14 protein-coding genes and 2 pseudogenes are annotated in these 16,484 nt (G+C 63.0%); 10 read left to right on the top strand and 6 right to left on the bottom strand.

Annotation, left to right across the window (positions count from 1 at the left end; genetic code table 11):
- Positions 1-61: 61 nt before the first annotated feature.
- On the bottom strand, positions 62-1,468 hold the full coding sequence (locus tag IPM06_01590) for an amidase (GenBank protein ID MBK8769105.1): 1,407 nt from the start codon (positions 1,466-1,468) through the stop codon (positions 62-64).
- 183 nt (positions 1,469-1,651) lie between these two features.
- On the opposite strand from IPM06_01590, the gene IPM06_01595 reads away from it, so the two are divergent.
- The 8 genes and pseudogenes from IPM06_01595 (at position 1,652) to IPM06_01630 (ending at position 8,437) form a co-directional block, all read left to right on the top strand.
- On the top strand, positions 1,652-1,840 hold the full coding sequence (locus tag IPM06_01595; protein ID MBK8769106.1) for a hypothetical protein: 189 nt from the start codon (positions 1,652-1,654) through the stop codon (positions 1,838-1,840).
- Positions 1,841-2,195: 355 nt separating this feature from the next.
- Positions 2,196-2,600, top strand: a complete 405-nt coding sequence (locus tag IPM06_01600) for a hypothetical protein (protein MBK8769107.1) — start codon at positions 2,196-2,198, stop codon at positions 2,598-2,600.
- A gap of 30 nt (positions 2,601-2,630) precedes the next feature.
- Positions 2,631-3,647: a PAS domain S-box protein gene (locus tag IPM06_01605; protein MBK8769108.1), complete on the top strand. Its 1,017-nt coding sequence runs from the start codon at positions 2,631-2,633 to the stop codon at positions 3,645-3,647.
- Positions 3,587-5,047 (top strand): EAL domain-containing protein, encoded by a 1,461-nt coding sequence (locus tag IPM06_01610; GenBank protein MBK8769109.1) that lies wholly within the window; start codon positions 3,587-3,589, stop codon positions 5,045-5,047. The genes IPM06_01605 and IPM06_01610 overlap by 61 nt, the downstream gene beginning before the upstream one ends.
- 70 nt (positions 5,048-5,117) lie before the next feature.
- Positions 5,118-5,306: a hypothetical protein gene (locus IPM06_01615; protein ID MBK8769110.1), complete on the top strand. Its 189-nt coding sequence runs from the start codon at positions 5,118-5,120 to the stop codon at positions 5,304-5,306.
- 260 nt (positions 5,307-5,566) lie between these two features.
- Positions 5,567-6,031 carry an Lrp/AsnC family transcriptional regulator gene (locus IPM06_01620; GenBank protein MBK8769111.1) on the top strand — a complete coding sequence of 155 codons (465 nt, stop codon included), beginning with the start codon at positions 5,567-5,569 and terminating at the stop codon, positions 6,029-6,031.
- Positions 6,028-7,199 (top strand): annotated as a pseudogene (benE, locus tag IPM06_01625) (benzoate/H(+) symporter BenE family transporter). The gene IPM06_01620 and the pseudogene benE overlap by 4 nt, the downstream one beginning before the upstream one ends.
- 11 nt (positions 7,200-7,210) lie before the next feature.
- Positions 7,211-8,437 carry a hypothetical protein gene (locus tag IPM06_01630; GenBank protein MBK8769112.1) on the top strand — a complete coding sequence of 409 codons (1,227 nt, stop codon included), beginning with the start codon at positions 7,211-7,213 and terminating at the stop codon, positions 8,435-8,437.
- An 83-nt stretch (positions 8,438-8,520) separates the two neighbouring features.
- On the opposite strand, the gene IPM06_01635 is transcribed toward IPM06_01630, so the two are convergent.
- The 4 genes and pseudogenes from IPM06_01635 to carB form a co-directional block, all read right to left on the bottom strand.
- The gene (locus tag IPM06_01635; protein MBK8769113.1) at positions 8,521-8,931 is read right to left on the bottom strand and encodes a universal stress protein; all 411 of its coding nucleotides are present in this window, start codon (positions 8,929-8,931) and stop codon (positions 8,521-8,523) included.
- Positions 8,932-9,030: 99 nt separating this feature from the next.
- On the bottom strand, positions 9,031-9,504 hold the full coding sequence (gene greA / locus IPM06_01640; GenBank protein ID MBK8769114.1) for a transcription elongation factor GreA: 474 nt from the start codon (positions 9,502-9,504) through the stop codon (positions 9,031-9,033).
- Positions 9,505-9,733: 229 nt separating this feature from the next.
- Complete coding sequence (locus IPM06_01645) at positions 9,734-10,705, bottom strand: aldo/keto reductase (GenBank protein MBK8769115.1); 972 nt, start codon at positions 10,703-10,705, stop codon at positions 9,734-9,736.
- Between the two features lie 29 nt (positions 10,706-10,734).
- A pseudogene (gene carB / locus IPM06_01650) lies at positions 10,735-14,120 on the bottom strand (carbamoyl-phosphate synthase large subunit).
- 302 nt (positions 14,121-14,422) lie between these two features.
- Here carB and tam point away from each other — a divergent pair.
- Entirely contained in the window at positions 14,423-15,193 is a 771-nt protein-coding gene (gene tam, locus IPM06_01655) for a trans-aconitate 2-methyltransferase (GenBank protein MBK8769116.1), read from the top strand.
- On the opposite strand, the gene IPM06_01660 is transcribed toward tam, so the two are convergent.
- Entirely contained in the window at positions 15,194-15,730 is a 537-nt protein-coding gene (locus IPM06_01660; GenBank protein MBK8769117.1) for an ABC transporter substrate-binding protein, read from the bottom strand.
- A gap of 114 nt (positions 15,731-15,844) precedes the next feature.
- Between IPM06_01660 and IPM06_01665 the strand changes: the two genes are divergently transcribed.
- On the top strand, positions 15,845-16,483 hold the full coding sequence (locus IPM06_01665) for a glutathione S-transferase family protein (GenBank protein ID MBK8769118.1): 639 nt from the start codon (positions 15,845-15,847) through the stop codon (positions 16,481-16,483).
- The last annotated feature ends 1 nt before the right edge of the window (position 16,484 follow it).

Raw genomic sequence — 16,484 nt, forward strand, 5'->3', positions numbered from 1 at the left:
GCCGGAACGCCCCTGTCCAGCGCGCAAAAACGCCGCGCGGCGCAGCAAAAACGAAGCCCCGTCAATATCCCTGTGGCCGTGCCTTGTGGAAGTCCGTGGCCTGTTCGAAGGCTTCCGAGATGCGCAGCACCGTCTTGTCGTCGAACATGCGCCCGATCACATGCAGGCCCGCAGGAAGGCCGGCCGCCGTGAATCCGCAAGGCACACTCGCCGCCGGCTGTTGCGTCAAGTTGAAGGGATAGGTGAAAGGCGTCCAGTTCACCCACTTGCCCTTTGCATCTGGGTCCGCGGGCTGCAACAGGCCGGCACCAAAGGCCGGGATGGGCAGCGTCGGCGTGAGCAGCGCATCATACCTGTCCATGAACAGCCGCATGTGCGTGCCCAGCAGGCCGCGCGCCCGGTTGGCATCGAACAGGTCCTGCACGGTGATCGAGGCCGCCTGCTCCACCACGTCGGCCAGTGCCGGATCAAGCAGCGCCTTCTTTTCGGGCGGCAGGGCACCGAGGATGCTGCGCGCTCCCGAGAACCAGATCACCCGGAAACAGTCCGCCGGATCGGAAAATCCGGGATCGACTTCCTTGATCTCGGCCCCGAGATCCGCGAGCACATCCACGGCCCGCTTCACCAGTGCCGCAATATCGGGATTCACATCAACATAGCCGAGGCGCGGGCTGTAGGCGATGCGCAGGCCCTTCACGCCCTTGTCCAATCCCTTGGTGTAGTCGGCTCCGTCATAGGCGCAGGAGAACCAGTCGCGGCTGTCAGGCCGCGTGATCGTGTTCATCATCAGGGCAGAGTCCTTCACGCGCCGCGACATGGGCCCGACATGGGCAACGGTGCCGAAGGGCGAGAGCGGCCAGGCGGGCACGCGGCCAAAGGAGGGTTTGTGGCCGAAGGTGCCGGTAAAGCCCGCCGGGATCCGGATGGAGCCTCCGCCATCGGTGCCAAGTGCGAGCGGCGCATACCCCGCGGCCAGTCCCGCCGCCGAACCGCCAGACGAACCGCCAGGCGTAAGGTCAGTGTTCCACGGATTGCGCGTGATGCCGGTGAGCGGCCCGTCCGTCACGCCCTTCCAGCCGAATTCCGGCGTGGTGGTCATGCCGATGAAAACCGCACCCGCTTCCCGCAGACGGGCAACGGATGGGGCATCATCTTCCCACGGCTGGTCGCGCGGCACGGTCTTTGAACCGCGCAGCGTGGGCCAGCCCTTCACCAGCAGCAAGTCCTTCACCAGCACGGGCACACCATCGAGTGGCGACAGAGGCTCTCCCTTCTTCCAGCGCTTGTGGGAGGCGTTGGCCATGGCCAGCGTCATCGTCTCGTCGATCAACGACATGGCATTGAGCCGCGGTTCCTGCGCCCGCACCTGCGCCAGGCAGGCGCGCGCCACATCAACAGGCGAAAAGTCCTGCTTCCCGTATCCCTTGCCAAGTTTGCTGGCCGACAGCCAGTTGAGGTCCTTCGCCATGAAACATACTCCTGAAGCACCGAGAACAGCACCGTTTCCTGTCACAATCACGGCCTTTTTCCCGCTTTCCGGGTGCTGGGGGATGAACGCCGGATGAACGCGCCATTCAGCGCCGGTTCCGCACGGGAACCATAAGACCTGTTTCCAAGTTTAGTGCTTATCCAACCGGGAAGGAGGTTCAATATGATCAGATACATGCTTTTCGTGATGGCCGTCGCCGGTTCAGCTGCCACGGCAATCGCTGCCATCTCGCCGCGAGTTGCAATCTCAAATCCCCACAACATCACGGTTGTGGCGAAGAATCAGGCTTTCCCGCAGATCGGCCCGCTCGTGTTTGAAGAATGCGCGGTCGAAGATTGTTCGGAGGAATAACCCGTTTACGCCGGTTTCCCAGTAACGGGAGCCGGCAGCCATGAACCGGGGTCGGCCCTGATGGCCTGAAATCACCCGCCCCCTCGCCAGGCCGCAAGGCTGACCCCGGTTCACCCTTTTCTCCCGCCGGCCCCCGATCCCCTGCAAACAGATCCGAACCCCGGCCCCCAAACCCTGAACCCCTCCGGTTCAGGGTTTTTTGTTTCGACAAAGGGCAAGGAGGAGAATTTGCGTCAACCCGTGACGCTTACGCTAACACAACCTTAAGGCTGCAATCGCGTGAGCATTCTCCACTGAATTGCCGTTAACCTTTGACGCCCTATCACGGTTACCGGACAATCTGGGAGTTCCTCACATGAAGAAAACGATGCTTGCGCTCTTGCCCGCGGCAGCACTCGCCCTCGCCTGGCCGCCGCCCGCCATGGCTGGGACTTTGCAGGATGGCGACCTGCTCGCCCTGCAAGTCACCCTGCAATCCTATATCGACGCGTCACTGGTGAATGGTGCGCTTTTGTCGGTCGATGCCGAGAGCGGCAAGACGGTTCAATATTTCCCGACGAAGGCCCACCCCAAGGTGATGGCGCTGGGGAACGACTATGTGATGTGCGCTGAAGTCGTCGATGGCGAAGGCAAGGCCAGCATGGCGGACTTCTACATCACCCGGAACGGCGGCACCTTCGTGGTGTTCCAGTCTGTCGTGGGCCACGACCCGTTGCTCGAAAAGCTGATGGCAGACAACCGCGTATCCATGGCGAACTGACGAGCCGAGGAAGCATCTGCAGAGACCATCGTGACCCACGTCAACCAGGCACCAGCCGGAACAACGCGACTGCTCAGGCGCTTCCTCAGCCTGTTGCTGCCGGTGTTCCTGCTTGCGTCCTCGCTTGGCCTCTACCTGCTGGGCGTGGTGACGTTCGGAGATGAACGCAGTTCCGTGGTTGCGCGCGTCGGCAATATCGCCTCGCGCGCAGCAGCGGCGCTCAACAAATTGCCCCCGGGCGACGCCAAGGTTCAGCAGGACGCGGTCCTCAGCCTGTTGCTGGCGGACAATGCCGTCTCCTGCGCACAGGTCTATGATGCAAACAATGTGATCCTCGCGGCCGCGCCGGTGCGCGTGGGATGCCGTGGCATCCGCGCCGATGCCATGGCGAACATTCCGCTGCAGGTGCCGCGCGGCGCATCGCTCCGCGTCCGCTACACACTCACGGAGCTGGAAGAGCGCAGCCAGCATTTTCAGATTTTCACCTTCCTTGCCCTCTTCGGCAGCCTCGGCGTGGCGGCAGCGGCAAGCTGGTTCTCCTTCCGCGTCACGGTGGGCCGCCCGGTGAATGCGTTGCTGGACGCCATCCGCACCACGCATCTGCTCGGCAAGCCCTCACGCATCAGCGAAGCGCCCGATGACGAAATGGGCAGCGTCATTCTCGCCTTCAACGAAATGCAGTCAAAGATCGAGGATGAAGCGCAACGCAATGCCGAAGCGCTCCGCCGCCTCGACTACATCTACAATGAAACGCCGGCCCTCATGTTTTCGATTGACGCCGACGGCACCATCATCACCGCCAGCGGACATTGGCTTGATGAAACAGGCTATCGCCGTGAAGACATCATTGGCGCGCCTCTCGCCGATTTTCTCAGCGTGCCCGCAGATGGTGATTTCGAGGCGGTGCAGAAGACCGTCGTCAGTGCCGACAGGCGCTCCGCGACATTCCTTTCTCGCTCAAGTGCCGCAACGGTGCGCGCCGCGACGTGTTGCTGGCTGTCGTTCCCGACATTGAATCACACCATGTTTCGAAGCTCTGCGTTCTGAGCGACATCAGCGGGCTGAAGGAAGCGCAGGTGGAACTCCGCCGCCAGGCCGTGACCGACCATCTGACCGGACTCGCCAACCGCAATGGCCTCTTCGAACATCTGCTCCAGATGAAATCCATCTCGGAAGCGGAACGCGCAGGCTCCGCCCTGCTCTTCATCGATCTCGACAACTTCAAGTCCGTGAACGACACGCTCGGCCATGAAGCCGGCGACCAGCTGTTGCGCGCCGCCACGGGGCGTCTGCGCAGCAGCATCTCGCGCAAGGATTTCCTCGCGCGCCTCGGCGGCGACGAGTTTGCCATCGTCCTCCACGGCATGCGCCAGGCCAGCGACGCCAATCTTGTGGCCCGCCGCATCATCGATGCCTTTGCCAATCCCTTCCGCCTTGGCGAGGCCAGCGCCGTAGTCGGCGCATCGATCGGCATCGCCAACGTCAGCGACAGCCTGGACGGTGATGACGTGCTGCGCCTTGCTGACCTCGCCATGTACCAGTCGAAACAGGCCGGCAAGAATTGCATCACCCGCTATTCCAACGATCTCACCGCCAAGGTGGTGAACCGTGACCGCATCGTCCGCCGCATCCGCGAGGCCCTGCAGCGCAACCAGTTTGCCTTCCACTTCCAGCCCATCATGAACCTGGAGACGCTGAAGCCCATCGGCGTGGAGGCGCTGCTGCGTCTCGAAAGCACCGATGATGGAGTCTTGTCGCCCACCGATATCATCCGCTGCGCCGAAGAGACCGGACTGATCGGCGGCATCTCCAACTGGACCACTGCGGAAGGCCTTGCCGTCGCCGAAGCCGAACAGGCCCACCTCGCCGGCCGTGGCCGCTACCTCGCCATCAACCTGTCGCCCAAGCAGATGACAGGTGCCTTCGTGGCGGACCTGGTGCTGAAGCTGCGCGCCAACCCGGCCATTGCCCGCGCACTCGTCTTCGAAATCACCGAAACCGCGCTCTTCCGCCAGGATGAGGATGTGGGCGGGATGATCACCAGCCTGCGCGCCACCGGCGCCCGCATCGCGCTGGATGATTTCGGCACGGGATTCTCGTCCCTCGGCCATATCCACCGTTTTCCCGTGGACCAGCTCAAGCTCGACCGCACATTCGTGAAGGGCTTGGCCGATGACAATTGCGACGCCCAACGCCGCCGCGCCGTCATCAAGGCGACCGCCAGCCTGGCCCAGGAACTGGGCATGGAAATCGTCGCCGAAGGCATCGAGGATCACGAATCCCTCATGCTTCTCAAGAGCTTCGGCATTTCCGTTGGGCAAGGCTATCTGTTTGCGCCAGCCCTGCCGCAGGCCTCCGCCATGGATTGGCTGGACGCCTTCGACCGGCCCGTCCAGACCGGCGGAAAGATCATTCCCCTCCCCCGTGCCAATCTAAACGCCAGATGAACGCGGCATTCAGCGTGGGTTCCTGAAGCCCCCGCTATGGTCCTCCCATACTCGAACCAGGGAGGTTCACATGATCCGCTACACACTCTTCGTTCTCGCCGTTATCGGTTCCGCCGCCACCGCCGTCGCCTCAATCGCCCCGGCTGAGCGCACTGGCAACCCGGCCAATGTCACCATCATCGCGAAGAACCAGGCTTTCCCGGTCTATGGCGCGCTCGAAATCGAGGAATGCGCCGTTGAGGATTGTTCCGACGAATAACCCATTCAAACGCATCCGGGCGCTGGACGGCAGCGCGGATGTTGGAACCGGGGCTTGGCCTAAGGCCTGATCAACCCGCCCCCTCGCCAGACCCAAGCTGGCTCCGGTTCCATCCTTTTCTCCCTCAGGCGACTCCCCGATCCCCTGCAAACGTGATCGACTCCCTCCCCGCCTGATCCCTCAACCCCGGCTTCAACAGCCGGGGTTTTCTTTTGCAGCACCCTTCCAACGCGAAATTTTATTGCTATAGAAGCGCTCCCATGGCGAAGCTCGATACCATTGACTGGAAGATCCTGCGTGAACTGCAGCGTGATGGCCGCATGACCAATGTCGATCTCGCCGCCCGGGTCGGACTCTCGCCACCGCCCACGCTGCGCCGCGTGCAGGCACTGGAGAAAGCCGGCTACATCAAGGGCTATCGTGCCCAGTTGGATGCGGAGATGCTGGACTACGGGGTGAAGCTGTTCGCCCTCGTCGGTCTCAAGAGCCAGGCGCAAAGCGAAATCGCCGACTTCGAGCGCCGCGTCCGGGGCTGGCCCATTGTGCGCGAATGCCATGCCGTCTCGGGCGGTGCCGACTTCGTATTGAAATGCGTGGCCCGCGACCTGCAATCGATCCAGGCTTTCGTCATGGGAGCACTGGCCAAGGCGCCCAACGTGGAGAGCGTCAAGACTTCGCTCATCCTCCATGTTGCCAAAGACGAACCCGAGGTGCCGCTGCCATGAGCGATGTGACTACCGAACGGCACTGGCCATCGCTTATCTCCTCCGCCACCGCCGCCGTAATCGTTGGCTTCGCCTCCACCATCCTTGTGGTGATCGAAGGCGCGCGCGCCGTGGGGGCCAACCCGGCCCAGCAGGCCTCCGTCGCCGCCATTCTCTGTTTCGCCATGGCCGCCGCGTCGTTCATTCTCGCCTTTCGCGCCCGCATGCCGATCATGGTGGCCTGGTCCACGCCGGGTGCCGTGCTGCTGGCAACCAGCGCTGCCGGAATTACCTTTCCGCAGGCCATCGGCGCCTTTGTGCTGGCGGGCGCACTGACGGTGCTGACCGCACTCATCACCCCCCTCTCCCGCGCCATTGAGCGCATGCCCGCCAGCATTGCCGCCGCCATGCTGGCCGGGGTGCTGTTGCGCTATGTGCTGGGCGTGCCCACGGCAGCGCTGGGATCGCCCGCACTGGTGATGCCGCTCATCCTCGCCTTTTTCGCGTTGCGCTTCGTGGTGCCCATGTACGCGGTTCCGGTGATCGTGGCGCTGGGCCTCCTCATCGCCGGCCTCACGGGTGCGTTCGACCAGGGAGTCACCCTGGCGGTGACGCCGCTCACCTTCGACTGGCCGGAATGGAATCCGCAGGTGCTGATCAGCCTCGGCATTCCGCTTTACCTTGTCACCATGGCTTCGCAGAACCTTCCGGGCTTCGCCGTGTTGCGGGCCAATGGCTACGCACCGCCGGTGAGCGCCTGCCTGTTGGTGACGGGGATTGGTTCGATCCTCTCCGCCCCTTCGGCAGCCACGCCATCAATCTCGCGGCCATCACCGCCTCGCTGGTGGCAGGCCCCGATGCCCACCCGGATCCCGCCCAGCGCTGGAAGATGATTTATCCGTACACGGTGCTTTATGTGGTCTTCGGCCTCGCCGCGGGCACCTTCGTCTCCATGCTCGGCGCGCTGCCCAAGGAACTGGTCACGGCCATCGCCGGACTGGCGCTGTTCAGCCCCTTGATGGGCGGCATCTCCGCCATGATGAAGGAGCCGCGCGAGATCGAGGCCGCCCTGGTGACCTTCCTCACCACCGCTTCCGGCATCACGCTCTTCGGCATCGGGGCAGCCTTCTGGGGCCTGCTTGCCGGGCTCATCCTCTGGGGCGCGCAACGCTACGCCCGCCGCATCTGAAAGCATCCGAGATGACAAACACTGCACGGCAATCCGAATGGGGCAAGACGCTGACGGTGTGGCTGGTCACGCTGGCGTTCGGCCTCGGTCTTTTCGAGATCGCGCTCCGCCTGGCACCTGGCCTCATCAGCCTGCCGTTCCTCGCCAAGTTTGATTCAGGATTGCGCGCCGACATCGCCGCCGCCACCGGCCTGCCCACCGCCCGGCAGTATCGCATCTTCAAGTCGGAAGACCGCACCGACAAGGGCCGCGACCTCGCCTTGTTCGAGCCCAACGCGACCTATCTCTGGCCCGCCGATACCGCGGACCGCGAGGCAGGTGCGCTCGAAGTGCAAACCTCCGACGCCTACGGCTTCTGCAATCCCGCCGGTGCTTACGAAGCAGCCCCCATCGACATCCTCGTGCTCGGCGGCTCCGTGCCAAGCTGCACGGGCGTGAAGCCGGACCAGACATTTGCCGCGCAACTGGGCAAGGCCACGGACCTCAAGACCTACAACATGACGGTGGGCGGCACAGGCCCCGACGACTACGTGGAGGTGCTGCGCGCCTTTGGCCTGGCCCTGAAACCCCGCATGGTGGTGATGGCCTACGCCGAGTCGAACGACGTGCGCGATTGCAAGCTCCACAAGGCCTATGTGGCGACGGGCGAAGGCAAGAAAGTTGAACGGCCCGCCTCCGCCTTCAATCCCATGGCCTACAGTTACGCGCTGAATTTCATCTACGCGGGCGGCAGCGCCATCGTGAAATCCCTGAAGCGCAGCGCAGCACAGGATTTCCGCTTCACCGCAACGGTCGAGGGAAAGCCTGCGGCCTTCAACATCCGCAACGGCGACCTTGATGAACTGGCGCTCGCGCGCGAACTGCAGGCCGATCCGTCACAGGTGGAGAACTGCAGGCCCGCCCTCACGCAATTCGTTGAATTGGCCCGCGCCAACAATTTCGTGCCTGTGGTGATGCTCGTGCCCGCGGCCTACACGGCCTACGGAGAGGCGACCCATTTCAACGATCCCGCCATCGCGCCTGCCATGACAGCACTTCACACCATCCAGCACGACTGGCTGGCGAAGGAGGCGACTGGCATCGGCTACGTCTTCACCGATGAAACCCCGGCCTACACCGCCGCCATCAAGGAGAAGCCAGCAGCCTTCTTCCCCTCCAACGTCCATTTCTCCGCCACCGGCCAGGACGCCCTGGCACAGACCTATGCACCGGTCCTGAAAAGCGCACTGACGCACTGACTTGACCCACGCCCCTCCCAACATGTTGGGGGAGCTGTCGCGAAGCGATTGAGGAGGTCAGCCTTCGGCGGATATTTTTGGAACTACCGTGCCACCGTCACAGGGCAATCGGCCGAGGCGGCCACGGTTGCCGCGACAGATCCCAGCACCAGGCGCTTCACGCCGCGCGGATCGCCCGTGCCAGTGACAATGTGGTCAAAACCCTCGCGGTTGGCATAAGCGACGATCGATTGCGCAACTTCCCGCGCATCCAGTTCGATGGCCGACACATCCTTGGCGCCGATGCTCTGCGCCATGGCCACGGCGTCGGTCAGCAGCTTGGATATTTCCCGGTCGGAATGCGCATAGGCGGCCGGACTGCGAATGCCGCCCGACATGACGTTCACGGTGCAGATCGCCAGCGGCACCTTCTCCAGCGATGCCATTCGCGCTGCAAATGCCACGGCCTTCTCACCATGAGACGTACCGTCCGTTGCACAGAGAATCTTCTTCATGAACCAGCCTCCGGAAATGCGGGATGGCCATTCATGCGTCAGGGACGGCGGGGACTGCCTTGATATAAGTCAACGTGGCGGGCAAGCAGGCGTGAGCCCTCAGCCCCACGCCACCTTGTCGATTTCGTAGGATTTGCCGCCGCCGGGGGTGGCCACTTCGACGCTGTCGCCTTGGCGCTTGCCGATGATGGCGCGCGCAATGGGGGACGAAATCGAGATCCGGCCCTTCTTCACGTCCGCCTCGGCGTCGCCCACGATCTGGTACATGACCTTGGCCTCGGTATCCTCATCGATGAGCGTGACCTTGGCGCCGAACTTCACCGTGTCACCGGAAAGTTTCGAGACGTCGATCACGTCGGCACGGCTGATCTTGTCTTCCAGCTCGGCCACACGGGCTTCGTTCCAGCCCTGGGCTTCCTTGGCGGCATGATACTCGGCATTTTCCGAGAGATCGCCATGGGCGCGCGCCTCCTCGATGGCACGAATGATTCGCGGGCGCTCCACCGTCTTGAGGATTTTCACCTCATCGATCAGGGCGCTGTAGCCATCGGCGGTCATTGGCACTTTTTCCATCGTCGTACTTCCATCCGGCAGGGTTCACCCGGCCCGGAAAATCCGGGCATCAAGGGGCAACCTGAACAAGAAAACACCCGGCTGAAGGGCATTTCGGCCCGCCGGGTATTCCCCAATGTGGCCCATCCCTGGTGATTTTGCAAGAGGTCGCTGCGTGTGGTAACGAGATACGCCGGTTGCGCCGGCATATCGCGACGTTCGCGTCAGACGGGAGACGCGGCGTCCGGCCTCACCCCAGTTTGTAGACGCGCGTCGCTTCCGGATCGCCCATGTCCACGGGCAGCGCGGCCAGATCTTTCCACAGCGCATCGGGAATGGCGTGGGCGGCCCAGTCCATCGTCTGCTTCACCCGTTCGGGCGAGGTCACGCCGATGATGGTGGACGCAACATGGGGCGAGCGCAGCGAGAACTGAAGTGCCGCCGCACCCATCGGGACGCCGTACTTCGCGCAGAGATGCTCAATCCCGTCAGCGCGCGACTTGATGTCGTCGCTCGCGGGCATGTAGGAATAGAGCGGTTGCCTGGATGCGCCCTTGGCGAGGATGCCACTGGCATAGGGCGCTGCATTGATCACCGCCACGTTGCGCGCCTTCGCCAGTTCGAACATCGGAACGGCGTGCTGGTTCAGCAGCGTGTAGCGGTTGTGGCTGATGAGCATGTCGAAATCATAATCGCGCAGCAGCGGCATCATGATGTCGGTGCGGCCAGCCGCAAGGCCGATCGCGCGGCACAGCCCCTCTTCCTTCATCTTCATCAGCGCTTCGATGGCACCGCCCTTCTTCGTCACGTCCGAAAGGTCGGAGGCATATTCGGGGTCGTGCAGATGCAGCATGTCGATGGAAGCGAGCCCAAGCGCCTTCAGGCTTTCCTCGAGCGAGCGCCGCGCCTGCGCACCGTCGAAGCGGTTGTCCGCATCGCGGTCAAGTTTGGTCGAAACGATGAAGCCCTTGGGCAAGCCGCCCCGCGCCTTCAGCGCCTCGCCGATCCGCTGCTCGCTGCGGCCCATGCCATAGTTGCGCGAGGTATCGATGAAATTCACCGGACCGTCGAGAATGGCATCGAGCGTCGCGCGGGCGCGCGCATCATCCACCGCATAGCCGTAGGTATCGGGCATGCTGCCAAGACCGGACGTGCCGAAGCACAGGGCCGGAACGGCAAGGCCGGAGCGTGAAAGCGTAGTCGTCTTCAGGGCGATGGTCATCGTCAGTTCCTCGCGGATGAATGGGACGGTTATGCGAAATAGTCCTGCAACGGCTTCACCGTGATGGTGTCAGCATTCTGCGCGGCAATGGCCTTGGTGACGGAGAGGATGCCCGGCAGCGTGGTGTAGTAAGGCACTTTCTGCATGACGGCCGTCTGCCGGATCGACTTCGAGTCCGACTCGGATGACTTGCTCTCCGTCGTGTTCAGCACCAGGTGAATGTCGCCGTTCTTGATGGCGTCCACCACATGCGGCCGCCCCTCCTGCACCTTGTTGATCTTGGTCGTGGCCACACCCTTGCTCTCGAGATAGCTGTGCGTGCCACCCGTGGCGCGGATGGTGAAGCCCAGCGCGGCGAGAGTCTTGATCGCAGGCAGGATGCGCGCCTTGTCCGCTTCCTTCACTGACACGAACACCGTGCCCGCCAGCGGAATGCGCATGCCGGCGCCGAGCTGGCTCTTTGCGTAGGCCATGTCGAATGTGCGGTCGAGGCCGATCACTTCGCCCGTCGAGCGCATTTCCGGTCCGAGCAGCACGTCCACGCCCGGGAAACGGTTGAAGGGGAACACCGCTTCCTTGACAGCCACGTGGCCGAGCTTGCGCTGCTTCAACTTGAAACTGCCGAGCTTCTCGCCCGCCATCACGCGCGCCGCGATCTTTGCCACCGGCTCGCCGATCACCTTGGCGACGAAGGGCACGGTGCGCGAGGCGCGCGGGTTCACTTCGAGAATGTAGACGACGTCATCCTTCACCGCGAACTGTACGTTCATCAGGCCGACGACCTTGAGCGCAATGGCGAGGGTCTTCGCCTGCGCTTCCAGTTCCGCGATGACGGAAGCCTTGAGTGAATAGGGCGGCAGGGAACAGGCGGAGTCGCCCGAATGGATGCCCGCCTCCTCGATGTGTTCCATGACGCCCGCCACGAACACGTCCTTGCCGTCGGCGATCACATCCACATCGACTTCCGTGGCATTCGACAGGTAGGAGTCGATCAGCACCGGCGAGTCGCCCGACACCACCACGGCTTCCGTGATGTAGCGTTGCAGCTGTGCGTCGTCGCGGACGATTTCCATCGCACGTCCGCCCAGCACGTAGGACGGGCGGATAACCACGGGGAAGCCGATCTTCTTGGCAATCTTCTTGGCCTCGACCCCCGAGCGCGCGATGCCGTTCTCCGGCTGGCGCAGCTTCAGCTTCTTGATGAGCTTGGCGAAGCGGTCGCGGTCTTCCGCCAGGTCGATGGCATCGGGCGTTGTGCCGAGAATGGGCACTCCCGCCTCTTCCAGCGCGCCGGCAAGTTTCAGCGGCGTCTGCCCGCCGAACTGCACGATCACACCATGCAGCGTGCCGCGCTTCTGTTCGGCATGAATGATCTCCAGCGTGTCCTCGGCTGTCAGCGGCTCGAAGTAGAGACGGTCGGAGGTATCGTAATCGGTGGAAACCGTTTCCGGATTGCAGTTCACCATGATCGACTCATAGCCCGCATCATGCAGGGCGAAGCAGGCATGGCAGCAGCAGTAGTCGAACTCGATGCCCTGGCCGATGCGGTTGGGGCCGCCACCGAGGATCATCACCTTCTTCTTGTCGGAGACATGCGCCTCGTTGCCGTCATCGCCGGCAAGGCCCGTTTCATAGGACGAGTACATGTAGGCCGTGGGCGACGCGAATTCGGCGGCGCAGGTATCGATGCGCTTGAACACCGGGCGCACGCCGAGCTTCCGCCGGTGCGCCGCAACTTTTGCTTCCGTGAGCCTCACCAGCTGCGCCAGCCGCCTGTCCGAGAAACCCATCGACTTCAATTTGCGCAAGTTCTCAGCATCGCGCGGCAAACCCTTGTTCCGGATGGTTTCTTCCATCCGCACAAGCTCTTCGATCTGGCGCAGGAACCAAGGCTCGTAATGGCATGACGCGTTGATCTGCTCGACCGTTGCGCCAAGGCGCAGGGCCTGCGCGATCTTCAGCAAGCGGTCTGGCGTCGGCTGTCCGAGAGCAGCGCGGATCGCCGCCATGTCGTCACCCTCGCCGAGGCCGGGGATCACCACTTCATCAAGTCCGGACAGTCCCGTCTCGAGGCCGCGCAAGGCCTTCTGGAAACTTTCCTGGAAGGTGCGGCCGATGGCCATCACTTCACCGACAGATTTCATCGCCGTCGTCAGGTGCGGGTCGGCGGCGGGGAACTTCTCGAAGGCGAAACGCGGGATCTTCGTCACCACGTAATCGATGCTGGGCTCGAAGCTCGCAGGCGTCGCGCCACCGGTGATGTCGTTGGCCAGTTCATCGAGCGTGTAGCCGATGGCGAGTTTCGCCGCGACCTTGGCAATCGGGAAGCCCGTCGCCTTGGAGGCCAGCGCCGAGGAGCGCGACACGCGCGGGTTCATCTCGATGACGACCAATCGGCCATCAGCCGGATTGACCGCGAACTGCACGTTGGAACCGCCCGTCTCGATGCCGATCTCGCGCAGCACCGCAATCGAGGCGTTGCGCATGATCTGGTATTCCTTGTCGGTCAAGGTCAGCGCCGGAGCGACCGTGATCGAGTCGCCCGTGTGCACGCCCATCGGGTCGATGTTTTCGATCGAGCAGATGATGATGCAGTTGTCCGCCTTGTCGCGGACGACTTCCATTTCATATTCCTTCCACCCCAGCACCGATTCTTCGATCAGCACTTCCGAGGTGGGCGAGGCATCAAGCCCCTTCTCCACGATGTCGAGGAACTCCTCGCGGTTATAGGCAATTCCACCGCCCGTGCCGCCCAGCGTGAAGGAGGGACGGATGATGCAGGGAAGCCCGATCGCCAGCATGGCCTCGAAGGCTTCGACGAGGGCGCGGTCGCGGTATTTCTTCTGCCGGTCCGCTTCACCGCGGCCCAGCTCTTTTCAAAGGCGGCGAGGCCTTCCGCATCGCCGGCGAGGCGCTTCACTTCGGCGGCATGCTGGTCGCGGTCCGCTTCCTTCAGGGCCGACGCGTTGGCCAGCATGGAGCGCGGCGATTCCAGCCCGATCTTGCTCATGGCGTCGCGGAACAGTTCGCGGTCCTCGGCCTTGTCGATGGCATCGGCCTTCGCGCCGATCAGTTCGACGTTGAACTTCTCCAGCACACCCATCTTGTTGAGTGACAGCGCCGTGTTCAGCGCCGTCTGCCCGCCCATGGTCGGGAGAATGGCGTCAGGGCGTTCCTTCTCGATGATCTTGGCCACCACTTCCGGCGTGATCGGTTCCACGTAGGTCGCATCCGCCAGGTCCGGGTCGGTCATGATCGTGGCCGGATTGGAATTGACGAGGATGACGCGGTAGCCTTCCTCCTTCAGCGCCTTGCAGGCTTGTGTGCCGGAGTAATCGAATTCGCAGGCTTGGCCGATGATGATCGGCCCAGCCCCGATGATGAGGATGGACTTGAGGTCAGTACGCTTTGGCATGGGGAACCCTGAATTTCGGGTTTCCTACAGGAAGGTTCCCACGATTCCAAGCCACATCGGCTGGCGTGGGATAAACCACCGCCAGCCCCGGATGCATGGGCGTTTGGCCGCGTTTTCCTGATCCGCGGCCATCTCTAGGATGCCCGTAGCCCTATGGAGGTGACCATGTTCCGGACCGCCCTGTGCTTCTTCCTTTTCGTGGGGCTTGCCCATGCCATCTGGCAATTGTCGCCGCTGGAAGGTTCCACCTGTCAGGTGTACTGAAATCCACCTGACATCATGAAGGGGCGATGAGCCGTGCCATGTCCGACTGGAACCCCGAGCAATATCTCTCCTTTGCCAACGAGCGCGCCCGCCCGGCACTGGACCTGATTGCACGTCTTCCCAACCGCCATCCCCGGCTCATCCACGACGTCGGCTGCGGCCCCGGGAACTCTACCAGACTGTTGGCCGATGCCTTTCCGGACGCCATCCTGACCGGCCTCGATTCGTCTCACGCCATGATCGCCAAGGCCAAGGCGGCGGTGCCGAAGGCGCGCTTCATCACCGGTGACGCGAGCCTCTGGCAACCCAACCCCGAGGCAGACCTGGTATTTTCCAACGCGCTTTTCCAGTGGGTGCCGGAACACCCCCGTCATATCGCCCGCATTCTCTCCGCCCTGAAACCCGGCGCCATGCTGGCCATCCAGATGCCGGACAACCTCAATGAGCCCAGCCATGTTCACATGGCCAAGACGGCGGCGAAACCGGCCTACGCGGCAAAGCTCACGAAATCGGTCAAGGCCCGCACGCCCATTCTCTCAGCCCAGGGCTATCACCAGATCTTGCGTCCGCTCTGCACCCATCTCGATATCTGGCGCACGTCCTATCATCACCTGCTGAAGGGGCATCAGGGCATCATCGACATGCTGTCGTCGACCGGATTGCGGCCCTATCTCGATCCACTCACGCCGGCGGAACGCACGGCCTATCTCGCGGACTACACCAAGGCGATCGCCCCCCATTATCCCGTGATGGATGATGGACTGCTGCTCTTCCCCTTCCCGCGCCTCTTCATCCTTGCGGTGAAGTGATCAGGACCGCAAATAGGCGATGAGTGCGTTGATGTCGCCGTGATTGCGGTTCAGCACGCCCACGAACGTCGAGCGCATCTGCCCGGCAAGCCAGATGGAGGCTGCGTTCACATCCTGCACACGATAGCCGTGACGGCCGCCGGACAGCCGGAAAATCAGCTTCCTGCCACCGCCGATGCTGGCATTCACGGTGTTGCCTGAACAGCTGATCACCTTCACGCCGGAGCCTGCAAATTTGGAAGCGTGTTTCGACAGGAAGCGGCCCATGTAGGCCTTCGACAGCGCAATAAATTCCGCTTCCCGCGCCTTGGGCAGGGACTTGCGGTGCGGCCCCAGTGCAAAGAGTGCGATGGAGCGGAGATCGGCATAGCGCGACGCGGCCCGCGTGAAGGCCTGGGGCGATCCTGCCGCCGCCGCCGACATGAAGGCAGTGCCGGCACTGGTCACAAACCCTTCTGCCGCGCACTTCCCGGCGAAAGACGGGTTGGTCAGTCCGACAAGGGCGGCCGCCAGGGCCAGAATACGCAACAGGTTCATGGACGTGTCCTTCGAAAAAGAGCCCGTTATGGAGGCATATTGAATTTGCAGTTTGAGTCCGGCAAGAGTCTTCCCTGCCGTTGCACACGAAATTTTCTGCAATCCGGGGGAGACATGTTCTACATCCTTTATGCCCGCCCAGGCGCGGGATCCGCCGCCGTGGAAGCCCTGCTGGCCGTCCTCGGCCTGCCGCACGAGGTGGTGGATGTGGTCAAGACTCCGGATGGCAGTTCTCCCGACTGGTATCTTCGCCTCAACCCGCGCGGCGAAGTGCCGACCCTGAGGCTACCGGATGGCAGCATCATGACCGAAAGCGCGGCGATGATGCTGTATCTTGGAGATGCGCATGCGGAAGCGGGTCTCGCCCCCGTCCTCTCGGCACCGGACCGGGCGCAATACCTCCGCTGGATGGTCTATCTCGCTGCCGCTCCCTACGCGACCGACCTCCGTCTCTATTATCCCGAGCGCTATTCCACCGATCCCGCCCACGCCCCCGCCATTCGCGTGAAGGCCGCCACCGACCTTGAGCGAGACTTCGAGGTGCTGGCGGATGGCATGGGCGCCGGGCCCTTCGTGCTGGGCAGCAGAATGACGGCCCTCGATATTTACGCGGCGATGCTGCTCTCGTGGTCAGATGATGTACCGGGCCTCTTCGCCCGCCACCCCAAGCTGAAACGACTCTACGAGGAAGTGGCCGCCACCCCCGCGCTCAAGCCTGCATGGGCGCGCAACAAGATGCCGGACGTGACCTGAA

It is taken from the genome of Hyphomicrobiales bacterium, from assembly GCA_016710435.1.
In the GTDB taxonomy this organism is placed as follows: Bacteria; Pseudomonadota; Alphaproteobacteria; order Rhizobiales; family Aestuariivirgaceae; genus Aestuariivirga.